The 18,607-nt window shown below is 67.4% G+C and carries 16 protein-coding genes; 9 read left to right on the forward strand and 7 right to left on the reverse strand.

Annotated features, from left to right (window positions below; genetic code table 11):
• Positions 1 to 130: 130 nt before the first annotated feature.
• Both ACN0WF_RS14555 and ACN0WF_RS14560 read right to left on the reverse strand, forming a co-directional pair.
• Positions 131 to 1,222, reverse strand: a complete 1,092-nt coding sequence (locus ACN0WF_RS14555; protein WP_417773491.1) for an ABC transporter ATP-binding protein — start codon at positions 1,220 to 1,222, stop codon at positions 131 to 133.
• On the reverse strand, positions 1,219 to 2,013 hold the full coding sequence (locus tag ACN0WF_RS14560; RefSeq protein ID WP_417773492.1) for a DeoR/GlpR family DNA-binding transcription regulator: 795 nt from the start codon (positions 2,011 to 2,013) through the stop codon (positions 1,219 to 1,221). Before ACN0WF_RS14560 ends, ACN0WF_RS14555 begins: the two co-directional genes overlap by 4 nt.
• Positions 2,014 to 2,433: 420 nt before the next feature.
• Between ACN0WF_RS14560 and ACN0WF_RS14565 the strand changes: the two genes are divergently transcribed.
• Genes ACN0WF_RS14565 through ACN0WF_RS14580 form a run of 4 tightly spaced genes read left to right on the forward strand, consistent with a single transcriptional unit; the run spans position 2,434 to position 6,135 of the window.
• Positions 2,434 to 3,405: a metal ABC transporter solute-binding protein, Zn/Mn family gene (locus tag ACN0WF_RS14565; protein ID WP_417773493.1), complete on the forward strand. Its 972-nt coding sequence runs from the start codon at positions 2,434 to 2,436 to the stop codon at positions 3,403 to 3,405.
• A gap of 5 nt (positions 3,406 to 3,410) precedes the next feature.
• Positions 3,411 to 4,259: a metal ABC transporter ATP-binding protein gene (locus ACN0WF_RS14570; protein ID WP_417773494.1), complete on the forward strand. Its 849-nt coding sequence runs from the start codon at positions 3,411 to 3,413 to the stop codon at positions 4,257 to 4,259.
• Complete coding sequence (locus ACN0WF_RS14575; protein WP_417773495.1) at positions 4,256 to 5,212, forward strand: metal ABC transporter permease; 957 nt, start codon at positions 4,256 to 4,258, stop codon at positions 5,210 to 5,212. Before ACN0WF_RS14570 ends, ACN0WF_RS14575 begins: the two co-directional genes overlap by 4 nt.
• A complete protein-coding gene (locus ACN0WF_RS14580) occupies positions 5,209 to 6,135 on the forward strand; it encodes a metal ABC transporter permease (protein ID WP_417773496.1) in 927 nt (308 codons plus the stop codon). Before ACN0WF_RS14575 ends, ACN0WF_RS14580 begins: the two co-directional genes overlap by 4 nt.
• A gap of 17 nt (positions 6,136 to 6,152) precedes the next feature.
• Here the strand turns inward: ACN0WF_RS14580 and ACN0WF_RS14585 are convergent, their stop codons facing one another.
• From ACN0WF_RS14585 to ACN0WF_RS14595, 3 genes are all read right to left on the reverse strand, one after another.
• Positions 6,153 to 6,455 (reverse strand): GNAT family N-acetyltransferase, encoded by a 303-nt coding sequence (locus ACN0WF_RS14585; RefSeq protein ID WP_417773497.1) that lies wholly within the window; start codon positions 6,453 to 6,455, stop codon positions 6,153 to 6,155.
• A gap of 322 nt (positions 6,456 to 6,777) precedes the next feature.
• Positions 6,778 to 8,688, reverse strand: coding sequence for a PhoX family protein (locus ACN0WF_RS14590; protein ID WP_417773498.1), 1,911 nt, complete (start codon positions 8,686 to 8,688; stop codon positions 6,778 to 6,780).
• Positions 8,689 to 8,866: 178 nt separating this feature from the next.
• Positions 8,867 to 9,106: a hypothetical protein gene (locus tag ACN0WF_RS14595; protein ID WP_417773499.1), complete on the reverse strand. Its 240-nt coding sequence runs from the start codon at positions 9,104 to 9,106 to the stop codon at positions 8,867 to 8,869.
• A gap of 122 nt (positions 9,107 to 9,228) precedes the next feature.
• Between ACN0WF_RS14595 and ACN0WF_RS14600 the strand changes: the two genes are divergently transcribed.
• Positions 9,229 to 9,597, forward strand: coding sequence for a hypothetical protein (locus tag ACN0WF_RS14600; protein WP_417773500.1), 369 nt, complete (start codon positions 9,229 to 9,231; stop codon positions 9,595 to 9,597).
• Between the two features lie 105 nt (positions 9,598 to 9,702).
• Positions 9,703 to 11,874 (forward strand): esterase-like activity of phytase family protein, encoded by a 2,172-nt coding sequence (locus ACN0WF_RS14605; RefSeq protein WP_417773501.1) that lies wholly within the window; start codon positions 9,703 to 9,705, stop codon positions 11,872 to 11,874.
• A gap of 141 nt (positions 11,875 to 12,015) precedes the next feature.
• Here ACN0WF_RS14605 and ACN0WF_RS14610 read toward each other — a convergent pair whose 3' ends face one another.
• Both ACN0WF_RS14610 and mnmA read right to left on the reverse strand, forming a co-directional pair.
• Positions 12,016 to 12,735 carry a class I SAM-dependent methyltransferase gene (locus ACN0WF_RS14610; protein ID WP_417773502.1) on the reverse strand — a complete coding sequence of 240 codons (720 nt, stop codon included), beginning with the start codon at positions 12,733 to 12,735 and terminating at the stop codon, positions 12,016 to 12,018.
• Positions 12,735 to 13,925, reverse strand: coding sequence for a tRNA 2-thiouridine(34) synthase MnmA (gene mnmA, locus ACN0WF_RS14615; RefSeq protein ID WP_417773503.1), 1,191 nt, complete (start codon positions 13,923 to 13,925; stop codon positions 12,735 to 12,737). The genes ACN0WF_RS14610 and mnmA overlap by 1 nt, the downstream gene beginning before the upstream one ends.
• 599 nt (positions 13,926 to 14,524) lie before the next feature.
• Between mnmA and ACN0WF_RS14620 the strand changes: the two genes are divergently transcribed.
• The 3 genes from ACN0WF_RS14620 (at position 14,525) to ACN0WF_RS14630 (ending at position 18,222) form a co-directional block, all read left to right on the forward strand.
• Positions 14,525 to 17,014, forward strand: a complete 2,490-nt coding sequence (locus ACN0WF_RS14620; RefSeq protein WP_417773504.1) for a flagellar hook-length control protein FliK — start codon at positions 14,525 to 14,527, stop codon at positions 17,012 to 17,014.
• A gap of 49 nt (positions 17,015 to 17,063) precedes the next feature.
• Positions 17,064 to 17,732 carry a flagellar hook assembly protein FlgD gene (locus ACN0WF_RS14625; RefSeq protein WP_417773505.1) on the forward strand — a complete coding sequence of 223 codons (669 nt, stop codon included), beginning with the start codon at positions 17,064 to 17,066 and terminating at the stop codon, positions 17,730 to 17,732.
• A 214-nt stretch (positions 17,733 to 17,946) separates the two neighbouring features.
• Positions 17,947 to 18,222, forward strand: coding sequence for a DUF1153 domain-containing protein (locus ACN0WF_RS14630; protein ID WP_067217848.1), 276 nt, complete (start codon positions 17,947 to 17,949; stop codon positions 18,220 to 18,222).
• The last annotated feature ends 385 nt before the right edge of the window (positions 18,223 to 18,607 follow it).

Consider the following 18,607-nt stretch of genomic DNA (forward strand, 5'->3'; position numbering starts at 1 on the left):
CGGCCGCCCGCGCCCTGCGCGGCCGGGAGGCCCGGTGTCGGTCACCCCCGTCCGGATCGGCGGGAGGTCTGTCGTTTGCCGCCCGCGCATGTCGCGGCCGGATTGTCACGCCCTGTGCCGGGCGTTTCCCTCAGGTCCGCAGCAGCGGACCGGTGTCCTTGATCAGATCGTCGCGGCGGTGGCCGTCGTTGCCGTCGAAGACGTGTAGGTCGTCGAGGTCGAAGCCGAGGCGGATGTCCTCTCCCGGCACCAGATCACGCTGGCCGTTCACCCGCATGACAAGCGCCGCGCCGTTGATCTCGCAATCGACCAGCGCGTCGGCGCCGAGATATTCGACGCTGGTGATGCGCGCGGCGAGCGGCCCGTCGGAGGCCGGGGCGATGGCTTCCGGCCGCAGGCCGATCTTCATGGTGGACAGCGGCGCGCCGCGATCGGCGAGCGAGGGCACCAGTGCGGCCGCATCGATCACGTTCATCGGCGGCACGCCAATGAAGCGGGCGGCGAAGGGGGTCGCCGGCCGGCTGTAGAGGGTGCGCGGATCGCTTGCCTGCTCGACGTGGCCGCCGTTCAGAAGCACCACCTGGTCGGCCATGGTGATCGCCTCGACCTGGTCGTGGGTGACATAGACCATGGTGAAGCCGAGCTTGCGCTGCAGCGCGCGGATCTCGACCCGCATCTCGTGGCGCAGCTTGGCGTCGAGGTTGGACAGCGGCTCGTCCATCAGGCAGACCGGACGCTCGGCGATGATCGCGCGGCCGAGCGCGACGCGCTGCTGCTGGCCGCCGGAAAGCTGGCCGGGCTTGCGCTCGAGCAGGGCGGAGAGGCCGAGCAGATCGGCGACGCGCGACAGGCGCTCGTCGCGCTCCGCCTTGCCCATGCCGCGCACCTTGAGGCCGAAGACGATGTTCTCGCCGACATCCAGATGCGGGAACAGGGCGTAGGACTGGAACACCATGGCGAGCTCGCGCTCGGAGGCCGGCAGATGCGTCACGTCGCGCCCGCCGATGGTGATGGCGCCCTCGTCGGCCGTCTCCAGGCCGGCGATCATGCGCAGCGTTGTCGACTTGCCGCAGCCCGAGGGGCCGAGCAGCACGGTGAAGGTCCCCGCCGGGATCTCGATCGACAGGTTGTCGACGGCCCGGTGGTCGCCCCAGATCTTGGAAACGTTCTCGAGCCTGATCTCCTGCCCGTGGGCGTGGAAACCGGTGTCAGTTGCGGTCATTGCCGCTCCTCCTCGGTGTGGTCGCAGACCACGACCCGGCAACCGGCTGCGTCCAGCCTGTCGGTGATCGGGTGTGGCAGCGCCGTGTCGCAGAAAACCGCTGCGACGTCTGTGATATGACCGCCGCGCACATGCGCCGGGCGGCCGAACTTGGTGGTGTCGAGCACGAGAAAGGCCTGCCGGCAATTGGCGAGAATAGCCTGTCGCGCGGCGACTTCCTCCTCGTGGAAGTCGAGCAGGGTCCCGTCCGCGTCGACGCCGGCGACGCCAAAGATGCCGATGTCGACCTTGTAGGCGGAGAAGAACCGCTCGGTGTCGGCGCCCAGCGTATCGCGGTCGCCGTGGCGCAGCCGTCCGCCGGCGATGGTGACCTCGAAATCGGCGTTCTGCGAGGCGGTGAAGGCCACATGCAGGTTGTTTGTGAAGATCCTGAGCCGGGCATGACGGGCCAGCGCCTGCATGACGATCTCCGGCGTTGTGCCGATGGAGAAGGCGAGCGCGGCGCCGTCGGGCACATGGGTGGCCACGGCATCGGCGATGGCGCGTTTTTGCGGCAGGTTCAGGATCTGTCGGCGGGCATAGTCGATGTTGCCGGAGGCGGCCGGCGGCTCGACGCCGCCATGGGTCCGGCGCAGGATGCCATGCTCGCACAGGCGCGCCAGGTCGCGGCGAATGGTCTGCGTCGTCACGGCAAAGCGGTCGGCGAGGGCTTCCACCGAGGCGAAGCCATCCGAGCGCACGAGATCCGAGATCTCCTGCTGACGCGCAGTTATGTCGAGCTGGCCTGCCATTGGCTTGCGCGTTCCTCCCGCCGGGTCCGATGGCATGTCTTATGTTTGGTTCATATGAACACAGAATTACGTTCATATGAACATTAGATGACGGCGAGACCGCGCCTCCGGGGATCGGACAGAGGGTGCCTTGCCCTCATTCGGAGGTGGTCGGCAGGGCAGGTTGCCTAGATATTTCAATCTCATGACCTGAACTTCCTACGGCTGCGACAAGCTCTGTTCCTGTGAAAAATTACGGGGGACTAAGAGGCCTGACTGCGGTTCTTCATACCGCTTTCGTGTCAGCAGCGGGGTCTTGGGTGTGTTTTTGCGAATTAGTTGCAACTGAGTTGACTCTTGCAAATGGTTCGCATAATCATTTTCATGATGATCGGCCCGACGCTTTCCGCGAACCTGTGGCTTTCCGCAAGAAAGGATCCCATGACATTCCTCGCCCGCATTTGCCTGATGTCTCTCGCGCTGCTTGGCGGCTGGTCCGCCGCTGGCGTCGCCGCCTCTGCGCAACCCGCCGAGAGGCTTGCCGTCGTCGCCACCACCGGCATGATCGCCGATGCCGCGCGTGCCATCGGTGGCGATGAGGTCGAGGTCCACGCCCTGATGGGGCCGGGCGTCGATCCGCACGGCTACCGCCAGACCCGCAGCGACATCGCCGCCATGGTCAGGGCCGATCTGGTGCTCTGGCACGGGCTCTATCTGGAAGCCCAGATGGAGGACTTTCTGGAGGGGCTGGCGAAGCGCAAGCCCGTGGTCGCGGTGGCCGAGAGCCTGCCGCGCGCCGACCTGATCAGCCACGGCCACGCCGACCGGTTCGACCCGCACGTCTGGATGGATCCCCGGCTGTGGTCGAAGGTGGTTGTCAACGTTCGCGACGCGCTCGTCGCCGCGCGTCCTGAAGCCGGGGCCGCCTTCGCCGCCAACGCGGATGTCTATCTCGCCGAGCTGGCGCGGCTTTCCGGCTATGCGGAGCGGGTGTCGGCATCGGTCCCCGAGAACGCCCGGGTTCTCGTTACCGCCCATGACGCCTTTTCCTACTACGGTCGCGCCTTCGGTTTCGAGGTGATGGGCATTCAGGGCATCTCGACCCAGAGCGAGGCGGGACTGCAGCGCATCGCCGAGCTGGTCGACACGCTCGTCGAGCGGCGCATCGGCGCGGTCTTCGTGGAATCCTCCGTCTCCGACCGCAGCATGCGCGCCCTCATCGAGGGGGCGGCGGCAAGGGGCCACACGGTCTCCATCGGCGGCGAACTGTTCTCCGACGCGATGGGCGAACCCGGCAGCTACGAGGGCACCTATCCGGGCATGATCGACCACAATGCGACGACGATTTCCGGCGCGCTTGGCGGCGATGTTCCCTCGGGCGGCATGGACGGCCGCCTGCGGTCGGGGACGTGAGGCCGATGCGTGCTCCCCACCTTCCCGGCGACGTCGCGACCGGCGGCCCGTCGCTCGCGCTGTCCGCCGTTCCGACGCGCGAGGCGGCGCCTGGGGTCGAGGGCCCGGCGGCGCTCGCCATCCGTGGCCTCACCGTTACCTATGGCGGCAAGCCGGCGCTGCTCGATGTCGATGCCGGATTTCCCGCCGCCCGTCTTTCGGCCATCGTCGGGCCGAACGGGGCGGGCAAGTCGACGCTGATCAAGGCGGCCCTTGGCATCGTGCCGAAGGTCGCGGGCGAGATCGCGGTGTTCGGCGCGCCGATGGCAAGGGCGCATCGGCGCATCGCCTATGTGCCGCAGCGCGCCTCCGTGGACTGGGATTTCCCGGCCCGCGTCATCGACGTGGTGCTGATGGGCCTTTATGGCCAGCTCGGGCTCTTCGGACTGGTACGCGCCCGCCACCGGGAGACGGCGCGCGCCTGCCTGGCCCGTGTCGGCATGGCGGATTTCGCCGGGCGCCAGATCGGGCAGCTTTCCGGCGGCCAGCAGCAGCGGGTGTTCCTGGCCCGCGCGCTGGCGCAGGGCGCCGACCTCTATCTTCTTGACGAACCCTTCGCCGGCGTCGACGCGGCGACCGAACGCGCCATCATCGATGTGCTCAAGTCGCTGAAGGCGGAGGGCCGGGCGGTGGTCTGCGTTCACCACGACCTGGCCACCGTGGCCGATTATTTCGACCGGGTCCTTCTGATCAACGGGCGGCGCATCGCCGAGGGCACGCTTGCCGAGGCCTTCACCGAGGAGGCGCTTCAGGCAACCTATGGCGGCAAGCTTTCCGCCTCTCATGTCGCCCAGCTCGGGGTGCCGCGTCGATGACGGATGCAGGTGGTCTCTCCTTTCCCGAGGCGCTTGGCGCGGCACTGACCTTCAGCGCCGGCTACAATGCCTCCCTGGTCGCGGTCGGTGCCGGGTTGCTGGGGCTTGCCGCCGGCGCCTGCGGCACCTTCCTTGTGCTGCGCAAGCGCGCCCTCGTCAGCGACGGGCTGGCCCATGCGACGCTGCCGGGGGTCTGCATTGCCTTTCTCGTCATGGTCAGCCTCGGCCTCGACGGGCGCGCGCTTGCCGGCCTGCTTGCCGGATCCGCCGTCTCGGCCGCCATCGGGCTTCTCGCCATCGACTGGATCACGCGGCGCACGCGGCTTGCCGAGGATGCGGCCATCGGCGCGGTGCTCTCGGTCTTCTTCGGCCTTGGCGTGGTGTTGCTCACCGTCATCCAGACGTTGTCCGCGGGGCGCCAGGCGGGGCTCGAGAGCTTCCTGCTCGGCTCCACCGCCGGCATGCTCTACGCCGATGCGCTGACCATCGCCGGTGGTGGTGTACTCGTCGTGCTCGGCGTGTTGATGCTGCGCCGGCCCCTGACCCTTGTTGCCTTCGATCCCGGCTTCGCGCTGTCGTCGGGCGTGCCCGTCGCCCTCGTCGACCGGGCGTTGATGGGGCTGGTGCTGGCCGTCACCGTGGTCGGGCTCAAGATTGTCGGCCTCGTGCTTGTCGTCGCGCTGCTCATCGTGCCGGCTGTGGCGGCGCGATTCTGGAGCGACCGGGTCGGGCATGTGGCGCTGCTGGCAGCGGCCTTCGGCGGGGCCTCCGGCTTCGTCGGGGCAGCGCTCTCGGCTTCCGCGCCCGACCTTCCGACAGGGCCGATCATCGTGCTCGTCGCCATCGCGCTCTTCTGTGTGTCGCTCGTCGCCGCACCCCGGCGGGGCGTGATCGCCGCCGCCCTTGCCCGGCAGCGGTTGCGGGCGCAACTGGCAGGCAGGAGACCGACATGAATGCCGAATTCGTCCAGCTCTCGCTGGTGCCGATCCTCATCGGCGTGCTCTCGGCGATCGCCTGCGCGCTGCCGGGCAACTTCCTGGTGCTGCGCCGCCAGGCGCTGGTGGGCGACGCCATCAGCCATGTGGTGCTGCCGGGCATCGTCGCCGGCTTCCTGCTCACCGGCTCGACCTCGAGCCTGCCGATGCTCTTCGGCGCGGGGGCTGCCGCGCTTGTCGCCGTCGGGCTGATCGAGGCGGTGAAGCGGCTCGGGCGGATCGAGCCCGGGGCGGCCATGGGCGTCGTCTTCACCGGCATGTTCGCCGCCGGCGTTCTCGTGCTCGAACGCACCGACACCAGTTCGGTGCACCTCGACGTGGAGCACGCTCTGATGGGCAATCTTGAAAGCCTGATCTGGTTCGACGCCGAAGGCTGGGGCTCGCTTCTCGATCCGCAGGCGCTCGCCGGCCTGCCGCCGGAGCTTGCCCGCATCGCGCTCGTCGCCCTTGCCATCGGCGTTCTGACGCTGGCCTTCTGGCGCCCGCTCAAGCTCTCGACCTTCGACGAGGGCTTCGCCGCGACGCTGGGCCTGCCGGTGCGTGCCATCGGTCTCGGTCTGGTCTCGGCGGCGGCCATCGCGGCGGTCGCCGCCTTCGACGCGGTCGGCTCGATCATCGTCATCGCGATGTTCATCTGCCCGCCCGCCGCCGCCCGGCTGATGACCGAGCGGCTCGAGCACCAGGTGCTCTGGAGCCTCGCCTTCGCCAGCCTTTCAGCCGTGGCGGGCTATGTGCTCGCCGGCTATGGCCCGTCATGGCTCGGCTTTTCGGCCTCGGTGTCGGCGGCCGGCATGATCGCCGTCGTCTCCGGCCTTGTGCTTGGGCTCTGCGCGCTCTTCGCGCCGCATCGCCGGCGCATCGGGGCACCGGCGGCCGACTGAGCGCGCGCTAGCCGGGATCAGACGGAGAAGGCGTCCGCCCACTCCGGATGACGCTTGCGCTGGGCGTTCACGAAGGGGCAGAGCGGCATCACCTTGAAGCCGTTCTCGCGGGCATCGGCGACCAGCCGCTCGACCAGCGCCAATCCCACGCCCATGCCGCGGAAGGCATCCGGCACGCCGGTGTGATCGGCGATGACAAGCGCCGGGCTGGCGATGGAAAAGGTCAGCTCCGCCGTCTCGGCGTGGCCGGCGATACGGGCGACATAGCGTCCCCGGCTGTCGGTCGCCTCGCGGGTGATGGTGATGTCCGCAGTGCCCATGTTGCTGTCCTCCTCGGGGATGGGGACAGCGCACTTCGAGCCGCCGTCTCCGCTTGTGCCGGCCACTATGGCGCAGGTCGTAGCGACGAACAATTGCGTGGCTGGCTATCTATGTGTTCCGATTTTTCGAACAATGAAGGCCGGCCGTGGCCGAGCGGTCATCCGCCGGCCAAGGCGGGCAATCTTGCCTTGGCGCATGACATTTTTTCGAAATCCTGCAGCGGAATTGCCGGAAATGCCGCCTCCGGCGCAAAACAATGGGGCGCGCCGGCGGACCGGCGCGCCCTTCGCGGGGAAGCCTGTTTTCCGTGTCGTCGGCGGGTCAGCCGACGGGCGTGTTGTCGTCGCGCTTGATCGCGATCAGGGTCGAGCGGCCGAGTGTGCCCTCGCCATCGGGGAACGGCGACCTGGGATGCTGGATGCCGACGAACATGGTCCGCAGGTCCGCCGACCAGCACAGCCCGGTGATCTCGGAGCCGAAGGGCCCGGTCAGGAAGCGTTCGATGCGGCCCGTCACCGGATCGCCGGCGAGCATCTGGTTGTTGCCGTTCCCGGCGAAGTCGCCCTCGTTGTCGTCCTCGCCGTCGGTCTGGATCCACAGCAGGCCGGTGGTGTCGAAGGCCATGCCGTCGGGCGAGTTGAACAGGTTGCCCTCGTTGATGTTTGCCGAGCCGGCATAGGCATCGGAATGCACCGTCGGATTGCCGGCCATGACGAAGAGGTCCCAGGTGAAGGCGTCGTCGGCGTGGTTCTCGTTTTCCGGATACCAGCGCACGATCTGGCCGTACCTGTTGTTCTCGCGCGGGTTCGGGCCGCCGACCGGGGTTTCGTCGCCGCCGGCGTTCGGCTTGACGCCACGGTTCTTGTTGTTGGTGAGCGCGCAATAGGCCTCGACGGAGACCGGATTGACCGCGACCCATTCAGGCCGGTCCATTGTGGTGGCGCCGACCTTGGAGGCTGCCATGCGTGTGAAGATGGCGATCTCGGGCGCCGGCATGCCGGTGGTCTCGGGCGTCAGCGCCAGCCACTGGCCGGTGCCGTCCTCGTTGAACCTTGCGACATGGAGCGTGCCCTCGTCGAGCAGCTTCGAGGTGTCGGCTCCCGGTGCGTAGAGCCCGGCCGAGACGAAGCGGTAGAGAAATTCGCCGCGCTCGTCATCGCCGAGATAGACCACGACGCGGCCCTCCCGGGTCACCACGACCTCGGCGTTCTCGTGCTTGAACCGGCCGAGCGCGGTGCGTTTGACCGGCGTGGAGGCCGGGTCGGAAGGGTCGATCTCGACGACGTAGCCGGCGCGGTGCGGCTCGTTGAGGTTCTTCGAGACGTCGAAGCGCGGATCGAACTTCTCGTAGCCGTAGACGCTTTCCGCGGCGATGCCGTAGCGCTTGTAATCCTGCGGCAGGGCGAAGGCGGCGTCGGTCGAGCCGAAGTAGCCGTTGAAGTTCTCCTCGCACGTCAGGTAGGTGCCCCAGGGGGTCTTGCCGGCGCCGCAATTGTTGAAGGTGCCGAGCGAGGCGGTTCCCGTCGGATCGGCCTTTGTCTTGAGCAGGTCATGGCCGGCGGCCGGGCCGGAAAGGCGCATCTCGGTGAGGTGGGTGATGCGGCGGTTGAGCGGGCTGTCGACGACGATCTTCCAGCCGTCGTCGCCTTCCGCGACCTCCATCACGGTAACGCCCTGAAGCTTCTGCAGCTTGGCGACATCCTCGGCCGAGGCGACCTTGCCGCCGTCGTTGTTCGGCAGGTTGAGCTTGGGGTTCACATACTCGTGGTTGACCGCGATGACCTGACGTTCGCCAACGACGAAGAACTCCATGCCGTCGGTGTTCTCGCCGAACACCCGGTCGGCGGTTGCCGCGTCGCCGCCCGTTGCGTGGTCGAAGGCGACCGCGTTCGAGAACAGCGGGTCGCCCCAGCGCGCCAACGCTTTCCAGGAATATCCCTCCGGCACGTGAACGGTGGCGTCGGTGGCAATCGGGACGGCCGTGAAGGCGAAGCGCGAGGCAGCGGCCTGCGCCGAGGTGGACGACAGCAACGATCCGAGAGTCGTGACGCCGGCGCCCATGGCCGCGGCGCCGGAGCCGAAGGCGAGCACGCCAAGCAGGCCGCGCCGGGAGATGGCGGCCTCCACCACCCGGTCGAAGCCGGTCGTCTCGGCACGCGGGTCGCGCGCCTCGTCAAAGGCGTCGAAGGAAAAGTCCTCGAAATCGATGCTGGGCTGAGTGTCGCGATCCATGCGGGCTCTCCTGTCGCTGGCCGGAAGCGGGCCGTATCGGCGGCCTCGGACACGACCCTAGCGCCGGTGTGACTCATACATATGACGGAGACCCATGTCGGCTCATGCCGCACAGCCAAGAGAGGTGTCGGATCGATTGGATTTCAGAGGGTCGCCATCTCTGCGACTGCGTTCAAGCTCATTCGGCCTTGAGATCGATTTTCAAGACAGTCGCCTGGGCGACAGCGCAGAAGCCTGTGCCGAACATGAAGAGGTAAAGGTCGCCCCTGATACTTCCATCGAGACCGCTGTAGAGGGACGTCGCCGCGAGGACCGCCATGAAGATCATGTCAAGGCGGCGGTACCCGTCCTGACTGCACAGGCTGGCGATCGGCAGAAGCGGCGCGGTCCGCGCGCTACGGGCCGCGGGTCTCGGCAATGTCCCATCTTCCACTTCTGCCGCATCTACCTGCGCAACGTCCGCCGCACGCGCAGGCGGACGGCATCCGCTTCTGGTCGCGTTTCGCCTGGCTGCTGCTGGCATGGCCCGGCTAAACGCGGTTGAGCCTGCTGACCTTCCTGCGCTACTACATGCCGGGCTACAATCCGCGCAAGGTCGACGACAGCGACCTGATCCGCAAGGGGCGGGTCTGGCTCGCCGACATGCGCGCGGCAACGATGGTCGAGGGGCTGGACCGGGACCTCGGCGCCTCGGGCCTTGTGCTGGAGAGCGAGACCAACCTGTCGCCGGGCGTGGTCAGCGCACTCGACGCGGTCAACGAGCGCAAGATGAGCCGCATCCAGAAGAGCACGCTGATGCAGCGGTTCCTTAAGGAGTTTTCCGGCACCAAGGGCTTGCTGCTCTATCGCAACCTGCAGTCCGGCGGCGTCGTCTATCTTGCCCGCCGTTACCGCAAGCCTTTGGTATAAAATGAGTTTTGCGGCCCGCTCTGGCTGTTAAGCAGATGTCATGTCCACCCCGTAATACTGCCGGATCGGCTCGTGTGCCGCCTGCCATCTTCGAGGGAAATATCCATGAAATTCTCGGTGCTCGGCGCGCTCGCTGCTGCCCTCCTTTGCTCGACGCTCGCTGCCAGGGCTGAGCCGCTCTTCAATCGGATCGCGAGCTTTCCGGTCAACACCAACCTGCCGGCCGACATCGACCAGAAGACGGAAACCTCGGCGGAGATCATCTCGGTCACGGCCGACGGCAACATGCTCGTCTACTCCGACAGCCCGCTGGGCGCGATCGGCATGATCGACATCACCGATCCAGTCAATCCGAAGCCGCATGGGATCGTGAGGATCGATGGCGAGCCGACATCGGTGACGGTGGCGCACGGCAAGGCGCTGGTCGGCGTCAACACCTCCGCAAGCTATACCGAACCGTCGGGTCTGCTCGCGGTCATCGACATCGCCACGAAGACGGTGGAGGCGACCTGCGACCTCGGAGGCCAGCCGGATTCGGTCGGCCTTTCGCCCTCCGGAGACCTCCTGGCGATTGCCATCGAGAACGAGCGCGACGAGGATCTGAACGACGGCGAGATGCCGCAGATGCCCGCCGGCTTCCTGGTGCTTCTGAAGATGAAGGACGGCGTTCCCGACTGTGCGGGCAAGGTCGTCGTCGACATGACCGGCCTCGCCGAGGTCGCGCCCGAGGATCCAGAGCCGGAGTTCGTCGACATCAACGACCGCAATGAGGTCGTCGTCACGCTGCAGGAGAACAATCACATCGTCGTCGTCGACGGCAACACCGGCAAGGTGATCAGCCATTTTTCCGCCGGCAAGGTCGATCTGGACAATGTCGACACCGCGGAAGAGGGCGCCCTGACCTTCGACGGCACGCTGAAGGGCGTGGCCCGTGAGCCCGATGCGGTGCAGTGGCTTGACGACGACCGCATCGTCATCGCCAACGAGGGGGACTACAAGGGCGGCTCTCGCGGCTTCACCATCTTCTCCAAGACCGGTGAGGTGCTCTACGATTCCGGGCTCGACTTCGAGTATCGCATCGCCATGGCCGGCCAGTATCCGGAGAAGCGTTCCGGCAACAAGGGCGTCGAGCCGGAGGGGCTCGAGGTCAAGCGTTTCGGCGACACCAATTACATCTTCGTTCTCTCCGAGCGCAGCTCCATCGTCGGCGTCTACAAGGACACGGGCGGCAAGCCGGAGTTCGTCCAGCTGCTGCCGACCGCCGTCGCGCCCGAAGGCGCGGTGGCCATTCCGGGCCGCGATCTTCTCGCCGTCTCGAATGAGGCGGATCTTGTCGAGGAGAACGGCCTTCGCTCTCATGTGACGATCTACAAGCGCGGGGAGGGGCCGGCGACCTACCCGATGATCGTCTCCAGCATGGACGCCAACGGGCGTCCGGTCGGCTTCGGCGCGCTGTCCGGTCTTGCCGCCGACGCGTCGGTGCCGGGACGCCTTTATGCGGTCAACGACAGCTTTTACCGGATGCAGCCGACGATCTTCACCATCGACGCGACAAAGAAGCCGGCCGAGATCATCAACGCGCTGCCGGTCACCCGCGACGGCGCGCCGGCGCAGCTGCTCGATCTGGAAGGCATTGTCGTCGACGGCAAGGGCGGCTTCTGGGTTGCCTCCGAGGGCCGCTCCGACAAGCAGGTACCGCACGCGCTCTACCATGTGGACAGCAAGGGCGCGATCAACCAGGCGCTTTCCTTCCCGCCCGAGCTCATCGTCCATGAGACGCGCTTCGGCGCGGAGGGCGTCACGCTGATTGGCGATACGCTGTGGGTGGCGATCCAGCGTCCCTGGAAGGACGATCCGAAGGATGCTGTGAAGCTTGTCGCCTACAACACCAAGACGAAGGAGTGGGGCGCGGTTCGCTATCCGCTCGACAAGGCCGAAAAGGGCTGGGTCGGCCTCTCGGAAATCTCGCTGTTCGGCGATTATGTCTACATCATCGAGCGGGACAACCAGATCGGCGCCAACGCCAAGATCAAGAAGCTCTATCGCGTCGCGGTTTCGGATCTGGTTCCCGCGCCGCTCGGTGGCGACCTGCCCATGGTCGCCAAGGAAGAGGTTCGCGATTTCATCCCCGATCTGAAGTCGACGGGCGGCTATGTGGTCGACAAGATCGAGGGCTTCACCATCGACACGGCCGGCACGGGCTACGCGGTCACCGACAACGACGGCGTCGACGACAGCAACGGCGAGACGCTGTTCTTCTCCACCGGCAAGATGTGATCTTCGAGGGTTCCGGCCGTGGGGCCGGGGCCCTCGCACATGAACGAAAGACGGCCCGGGAGCGATCCCGGGCCGTCTTTCGTTTGCGGTTGGCGTTTTCTTGCACTCCCGCGTTCCGCCGGGACAGCGGAACGGCCGGGGTTACTGCGGACGCTTGAACACCATCATCGTGAAGAGGCCGAGAGGCCCGTGGCGGCTTTCGTGCTCCAGCGTCATCGAGGTGTTGGAAAGCACCTTCTCGCGGGGGAACAGCGGGTCCCAGCCGAGCTTCTCGGCAAAGCGGGCGAGAAAGCGCTCGGCAGCGGCGACGACGCCGCGCTCCGATGCGAAATGGTTGACGATGATCACCGTTCCGCCCGGGCGCACGACACGCTCGACCTCGGCCATGACCTCGGCCGGATCGGGAACGACCGAGACCACATACATCACCGTGGCGACGTCGAAGCTGGCGTCGGCGAACTCCATTGCGGTGGCGTCCATCGCCCGCAGGCCAGCGACATTGTCGAGGCGCTTGCGGGAGACGCGTTCGCGGGCGCGACGCAGCATCGGGCGCGACAGGTCGATGCCGGTGATGCGCAGCGCGCGGCTGTAGAACGGCAGCGACAGGCCGGTGCCGACGCCGACCTCGAGCAGCTCGCCCTCATGCAGGTTGGCCTCGGCGGCGGCGGCGCGCTGCCCGGGAACGAGCGGGGCGGTAAACACCCAGTCGTAGACCGGAGCCCACCGCGCATAGGCGCTTTCGACCGGGGTCTGGCTGGAAGAGGAGGTGCGGCCGCGCGCCGAGAACGCAAGGCGCGCCAGGCGCAGGCGGCGGTCGACCCAGCGGCGGAGCCGGCTTGCGGGAAAGAACCCTGTTTCCATCAGAGGGCCACCGCCGCGGTCTTGCTGCGCGCGGTCTCGCGGGCAGGCGTTCCGGCCACGGGGATCGTGCGGTCGATCCAGCCGCCGCCGAGAACCCGGGCGCCGTCGCCGTCGTCGGTGAAGAACACGCAGGCCTGGCCCGGTGCGACGCCGGTCTCGCCCTCGACGAGGTCGACCACCGCCTGTCCGTCACGCAAGCGCAGCACGGCCGGACGCGGCGGACGGGTCGAGCGCACCTTGGCGTGGATCTCGAGACCGTCCAGGGGAACAATGTCCTCGAGCCGGCCACCGCCGATCCAGTTGACGTCGCGCAGCACGATCTCGCGGGTGCCGAGCGCCTCGCGCGGACCGACGACGACCCGGCGCGCGTCGGCGTCGAGGCGCACCACATAGAGAGGCTCGCCGGTGGCGACGCCGATGCCCCGGCGCTGGCCGATGGTGAAGTGGATGATGCCGTTGTGCTCGCCAAGGACGCGGCCGTCGATATGGACGATCTCGCCGGGCTCGGCCGCATCCGGCTTCAGCCGCTCGATCACGTCCGCATACTTGCCATGCGGCACGAAGCAGATGTCCTGGCTGTCCTGCTTGTCGGCGATGGAAAGGCCGAACTCGCGGGCAAGCTCGCGGGTTTCCGGCTTGGTCATGCCGCCGAGAGGAAAGCGCAGGAAGTCGAGCTGCTCCTGGGTGGTGGCGAAGAGGAAGTAGCTCTGGTCGCGGTCAAGGTCGACCGGCCGGAACAGCGCGCGGTGGCCGTCGGTCTCGGCGGTGCGCACGTAGTGGCCGGTGGCCAGCACATCCGCGCCGAGCGTGCGCGCGGTCTCCAGCAGGTCGGAGAACTTGACCGTCTGGTTGCAGGCGACGCAAGGGATCGGCGTCTCGCCGGCGATGTAGCTCTCGGCGAAACGCTCGATCACCTTTTCGCGGAAGCGGTCCTCGTAATCGAGCACATAGTGGGGAATGCCAAGGCGTTCGGCGACGCGGCGCGCGTCCTGGATATCCTGCCCCGCGCAGCAGGCACCCGCCCGATGCACGGCCTCGCCGTGGTCATAGAGCTGAAGCGTCACGCCGACCACGTCATAGCCCTCGCGCTGCATCAACCCGGCCACGACGGAGGAATCGACGCCTCCCGACATGGCAACCACGACCCGGGTGTCCTCCGGGCGCTTGGGGATGTCGAGACTGTTGAGCATGCCTGTCATCCTGATAGGGACGTCTCCGCGCGTTGCTGGCACGGGCAGTCCTTGTGAGTTCGTCTCCGGCCGGCGGTCAGACGCTTTCGCGTTGCCGCCCGGCCCGTGCTTCCGCGTTTCGGGCGTCAGCCCTGGTCGCGGCCCGTTCCGCCTTGTCCGTTCCGCCTGTCGCGCCCCGTCTGGCTGGCCCGCGCGCGCGGGCGCCGCCAAGGGCCAAAGGAGGGCCGGGCGGTCGGTCCGGCGCTGGCCCCTTGGGCTGGCGGAAGCTGGATGGGCGCGGCGACCGGCGTTTCGCGGTCCGCACGTCTTCGCGCGGACTATAGCGGAACGGCGGCGAAAACGCCAAGCCTGCCAGCACCCTCGCCAGAGGGGAAGTCTCATGCCGACTGCCGCCCGGCAATCCTTTCCCACCTGCGGCAAAGCTTTCCTCCTCATTTGCGACGCGCGGGCGCGCCGGGCAAGAGACGTGGAGGCGAAACATGGCGATTTTCCAAGCGCCGGGCCGCTTCCTGGCGGTTGGCCCGACAATTGCTCAAGGAGGGACGAGATCATGTGTGCGCTGGCCGAGGGCTGACGCCGGGTGACGAACGGAGACGGGCGTGACAAACGCAAATCCAGTGTCGATCGCGATGAATGCCGCGCAGCCGCGCGCCGGCGGCCAACGCTCCGGTGTGCTTGCCGCCGCGAGCGCCGGCGCTCAGGTGCCATCCATGTTTGCCTCCGTGCTTGCGGGCACGGGAACGGCGGGTGCGTCCAGCGCCGCGGCGACCGGCGGCATGGCGGCCATTGCAGGGGCTGCCCAGGTGGCGGGCGGGGATCTTGCGGTTGCCGCCGGCAACAAGGTGCAGCCGCGTTCCGCCACGGGCGCTGGCGTCATCGGCGGCGGCGATCCGTCCAGGCCGGCGATGCCTGAGGCGGGCGTGGCCGCAGATGGGAATGCCGACGAAGGCGCGACGCTGGCGAGCCAGGCTCTGGCCGGTGCGCTTGCCGCGAGCGGGCAGCCGCAGCCGCCGCAGCAGGATCGTGCCAACATCTGGTCCTTCGCAGGTCTCTCGACAGGCGGCGTCGCTGCCACCGGAAGGGCGCAGGCGGCCGCGAGCGACGGTGAGGCGTCGAAGGCCGCAGGCGGCACCGCGACCCTGGGCGCGGACATCGCCGCCGGCGCGTCGGCGCGGCCTGCCGAGGGCGCCCTTTCCCTGCAGGCGGCGGGGAGCGCTTTTGCAAATACGGCGCTGCCGGGCGCTGCTTCGGTTCCTGACGCGGCTTCCGCCCTGCCGGCGACAGGTGCTGCCACGGTCAAGGCACCGGCCGTGCCAGCCGATGCCGAGGCCGGCGCGGTTGCGGAAACGACGCCGGTCGTGGCTGGCGTGCAGGCGGGCAAGGCCGGTGGGGATCCGGCAGCCGAGATCACCAAAGTCGCGACGCGCGATGGCAACAGCATTGTCTCGAACATGATGCCGGTCGCCGGCGAGGAGACGGGCGATATCTCGGCGGTGGCCGCGCGCCTTACCGATATGGCGGCCAGGCCGGCGCGTGAAAAGGGGACGGGGGCCGATGCCCGGCTGATGCCTCTTCCCGTGACGGCCAAGGCCACCGAAACGGCTTCGACAGCGTCGCCGGGCGGGCTCGCCGCGCCTGGCGGAGACGCAGCCGATGCTGCTTCAGATGCCGCGCCGACTGTCGTACCCCCGCGGCCGGCGGGTGGGCCCGCCGCGACCGAGGCGGCGGCGAGGCCCGCACGCTCACCCGCTGATCCTGCCGTCAATCCGGACATGGCTGCGCCGAAGCCGGCGACCGCGTCCGCGCCTGCCCCTTCCACCGGCACGCCGGCGGCAGTGGTGACGGGCGGCGAAACCTCGCCGGCAACCCCGACCGTCGACGGGCAGGCGAGCGGCTCGATGCCGGCGTCGACCGCTGCGTCCAAGGCGCCAAACGGTCCTTCCGCTCCCGCGCAGTCCGACAGCGCGACACGGGCCGATGCCGGCCGGGTGGCTCCCGTCCAGGCGCAGGCGATCGATCCGGTCATTTCCGCAACGCTCCGCGCACCGGCGTCGCCGGCCCCGGGTCTTGCCGTGACGGTTGAGGCGGCCACGACCGATCCCGCAGGTCTTGAGATCGCCGATGGCGAGGGCGTCGAAGCGACGGCGGCGAAGGTGGTCAGCGGATCGGCCGAGAAGGCCGATGGCCGTCCCGCCGCAAGCCCGGGCGATGGTCGGGGCGTGCTGAACGCGGGCGCGCAGATTTCGGGGGGCGCACAGTCCGCAATCGTGCCGACCGGGCAGGAAGCCTCGAAGGCGGCCGACGCGCACGATGCGCTTTACGGCTACGGCACGGGCAATGACGCCGGCGACGGCGAGACGGCCGGCAAATCCGACACGGCGCGCAAGAACGATACACCGGCGCAGGTGGTCCAGCCGCCGGCGAACCAGACGGCGGCGACCGGGCGCAGCGGCGTCAGCGCCCCGGCGATGGCTTTTGCCGCCGCCATGGCCGAGGCCGGGCAGGGCGATGCGGGCAGCGACGAGCTTTCCGGCCGCAGCGGCGAGGCGCGGCTCGACGGGATGCGTTTCGACACGGCCAGCCAGGGGCAGATTCAAAGCGCCCAGGCAGCCCGCGCCGCGAGCGCCAGCCTGTCGCATCTGTCCGCTGCCGCAAGCACCCATCTTGCGGCGGAGGTCGCTCGGTTCGCCGGAAAGGGCCAGACCCGCTTCCAGATCCGCATGGATCCGGCCGAGCTCGGACGGGTCGACGTGGATCTCAAGATTTCGCGCGATGGCACGGTGAAGGCGCATCTTTCCGTCGAGCGCCGCGAAACCCTCGACATGTTCATGCGCGACCAGCGCGGGCTGGAGCGGGCGCTGGATGCCGCCGGCCTGAAACTGGAGAGCGGTGACCTGCAGCTGAGCCTCAAGGATCAGGGTGGCAGCGGCTTCTCCGGCTTCGCGCAGTCCAATGATGGCGATCAGTCCGGCTCGGGAACGGCGGGCTATCGCGCCTCCGCGGAGCAGGCCGGTGAGGTCGATCCCTTGCCGGTTGCCAGCCGGGTGAGCGTGAGCGGTTCGACCGGAACCCTGGACATTCAGATCTGACCCGCATCGCGCCTCTGGCGGCAATGCGCAGACGAAAGGAAGATGTGAGATGGCTTCAACCGGCGGTGTGACCGGAAGTGGCGCGGCAACATCGGGGAGCTCTTCGCCCTCCGCGCAGTCGGCGCTTGCGAACAATTACGAGCTGTTCCTCTCGATCCTGACGACGCAGATCAAGAACCAGGATCCGCTCGATCCGATGGACTCCTCCAAGTACACGGAGCAGCTGGTCCAGTATTCTTCGGTCGAGCAGCAGATCAAGACCAACGACCAATTGTCGTCGGTGTTGCAGGTGATGGCCGCATCGACAGCGTCGAGCTACGTCAGCTACATCGGCACGGACGTCGTGGCCAACGGCGCGACGACGAAGATGGAGGGCGGCGACGCTGAGTGGGTCTATAATTCCCCCGACAGCGGCAAGGCGCGGATCGAGATCCGAAACTCGCTCGGTGCAAAGGTGTTTACCGGCGACATCGACGTCTCGTCGGGCCGTCATACCTACGAATGGGACGGCCGCACCATGGCCGGTTCGATTGCCCCTGACGGCAACTACAGCATCACCATCGCCCGTCTCGACGACAAGGGCGAGCCTGCGGTTCTGGTTCCGACCGAGGTGAGCGGCAAGGTCACCGGAATCGAGTTCGGCGACAGCGGTCCGATCCTCAAGGTCGGTGATATCCCGATTCCTGCCTCGTCCGTGATTTCGGTCTCCGGCACCTGAATCATTATTTTTTTCGCTGAGTCATTTCGAGAGTTCCATTTTGCGAAACCGCCGGTGGTGGTCGAAAGCCCAAGGAACCGGTGCTTCGCAGACAATTTGAGGCAAAGCTGAGTCGTTCAAATTGTTACTGAATTCTTGCCTGGCGCTTAGTCAAATTTTAAAGCCGACGAGCTACATTCATAGTCAACGTGGTCATGTTGAGTGTGAGTGTACAATGACCGACCGAGCAAGTGCGCGTGTCAAATATGTGATCGGCCCAGACGGGTCGCCACTTACAATTGCCGATCTGCCTCCTGCAACGACCCGTCGATGGGTGATCCGCCGGAAGGCGGAAGTGGTTGCCGCGGTACGCGGAGGGCTTCTGTCTCTGGACGAAGCCTGCAAGCGATACACGTTGACGGTGGAAGAGTTCCTGTCCTGGCAGAGTTCGATCGACAGGCACGGCCTTGCCGGCCTGCGTGCGACGCGGGTTCAGCAGTACCGAAACTGACGCGCAGCCCTTGCGCGTAATCTCGACGGCGCTCGCTGCGCCGAAGGACGTTCCGGATTCGAGGGGCTGGCAATCGCCGGCCCCTCGTGCGTTTTCGGGGTGCCGTTCGCGCGGGCGACAACCGCACCGTGCCGATTTGCACGCGTTGAGTCGCGACATGGTTCGCGAAGCGTTAACGCACACGGCCGATCCTGCCGGGCCATGCTCGCAATTCGCCAATCCTGAATGGCGGAAAACGGCTGTTCTCACCGTTTATTAATGCCTGTTAACCACTCGTTTACCATCTGCGCGGCAAGTTTTGCCTACCAGCCATTCGGGGGAGTCTCATCATCCCCCTCATCCCCGGCTCCCCCGGATGGCATGGCTTGCCCGAGAGTTGACTTGA

This window comes from Stappia sp. (assembly GCF_048268045.1).
Lineage (GTDB): Bacteria > Pseudomonadota > Alphaproteobacteria > Rhizobiales > Stappiaceae > Stappia.

Coding starts and splice junctions, on each gene's coding strand:
- ACN0WF_RS14590 (WP_417773498.1), bottom strand. CDS start 8,688: ATGGATCGCGACACTCAGCCCAGCATCGATTTCGAGGACTTTTCCTTC.
- ACN0WF_RS14610 (WP_417773502.1), bottom strand. CDS start 12,735: ATGGAAACAGGGTTCTTTCCCGCAAGCCGGCTCCGCCGCTGGGTCGAC.
- ACN0WF_RS14555 (WP_417773491.1), bottom strand. CDS start 1,222: ATGACCGCAACTGACACCGGTTTCCACGCCCACGGGCAGGAGATCAGG.
- ACN0WF_RS14570 (WP_417773494.1), top strand. CDS start 3,411: ATGCGTGCTCCCCACCTTCCCGGCGACGTCGCGACCGGCGGCCCGTCG.
- ACN0WF_RS14585 (WP_417773497.1), bottom strand. CDS start 6,455: ATGGGCACTGCGGACATCACCATCACCCGCGAGGCGACCGACAGCCGG.
- ACN0WF_RS14625 (WP_417773505.1), top strand. CDS start 17,064: ATGGCTTCAACCGGCGGTGTGACCGGAAGTGGCGCGGCAACATCGGGG.
- ACN0WF_RS14580 (WP_417773496.1), top strand. CDS start 5,209: ATGAATGCCGAATTCGTCCAGCTCTCGCTGGTGCCGATCCTCATCGGC.
- mnmA (WP_417773503.1), bottom strand. CDS start 13,925: ATGCTCAACAGTCTCGACATCCCCAAGCGCCCGGAGGACACCCGGGTC.
- ACN0WF_RS14560 (WP_417773492.1), bottom strand. CDS start 2,013: ATGGCAGGCCAGCTCGACATAACTGCGCGTCAGCAGGAGATCTCGGAT.
- ACN0WF_RS14630 (WP_067217848.1), top strand. CDS start 17,947: ATGACCGACCGAGCAAGTGCGCGTGTCAAATATGTGATCGGCCCAGAC.
- ACN0WF_RS14565 (WP_417773493.1), top strand. CDS start 2,434: ATGACATTCCTCGCCCGCATTTGCCTGATGTCTCTCGCGCTGCTTGGC.
- ACN0WF_RS14605 (WP_417773501.1), top strand. CDS start 9,703: ATGAAATTCTCGGTGCTCGGCGCGCTCGCTGCTGCCCTCCTTTGCTCG.
- ACN0WF_RS14575 (WP_417773495.1), top strand. CDS start 4,256: ATGACGGATGCAGGTGGTCTCTCCTTTCCCGAGGCGCTTGGCGCGGCA.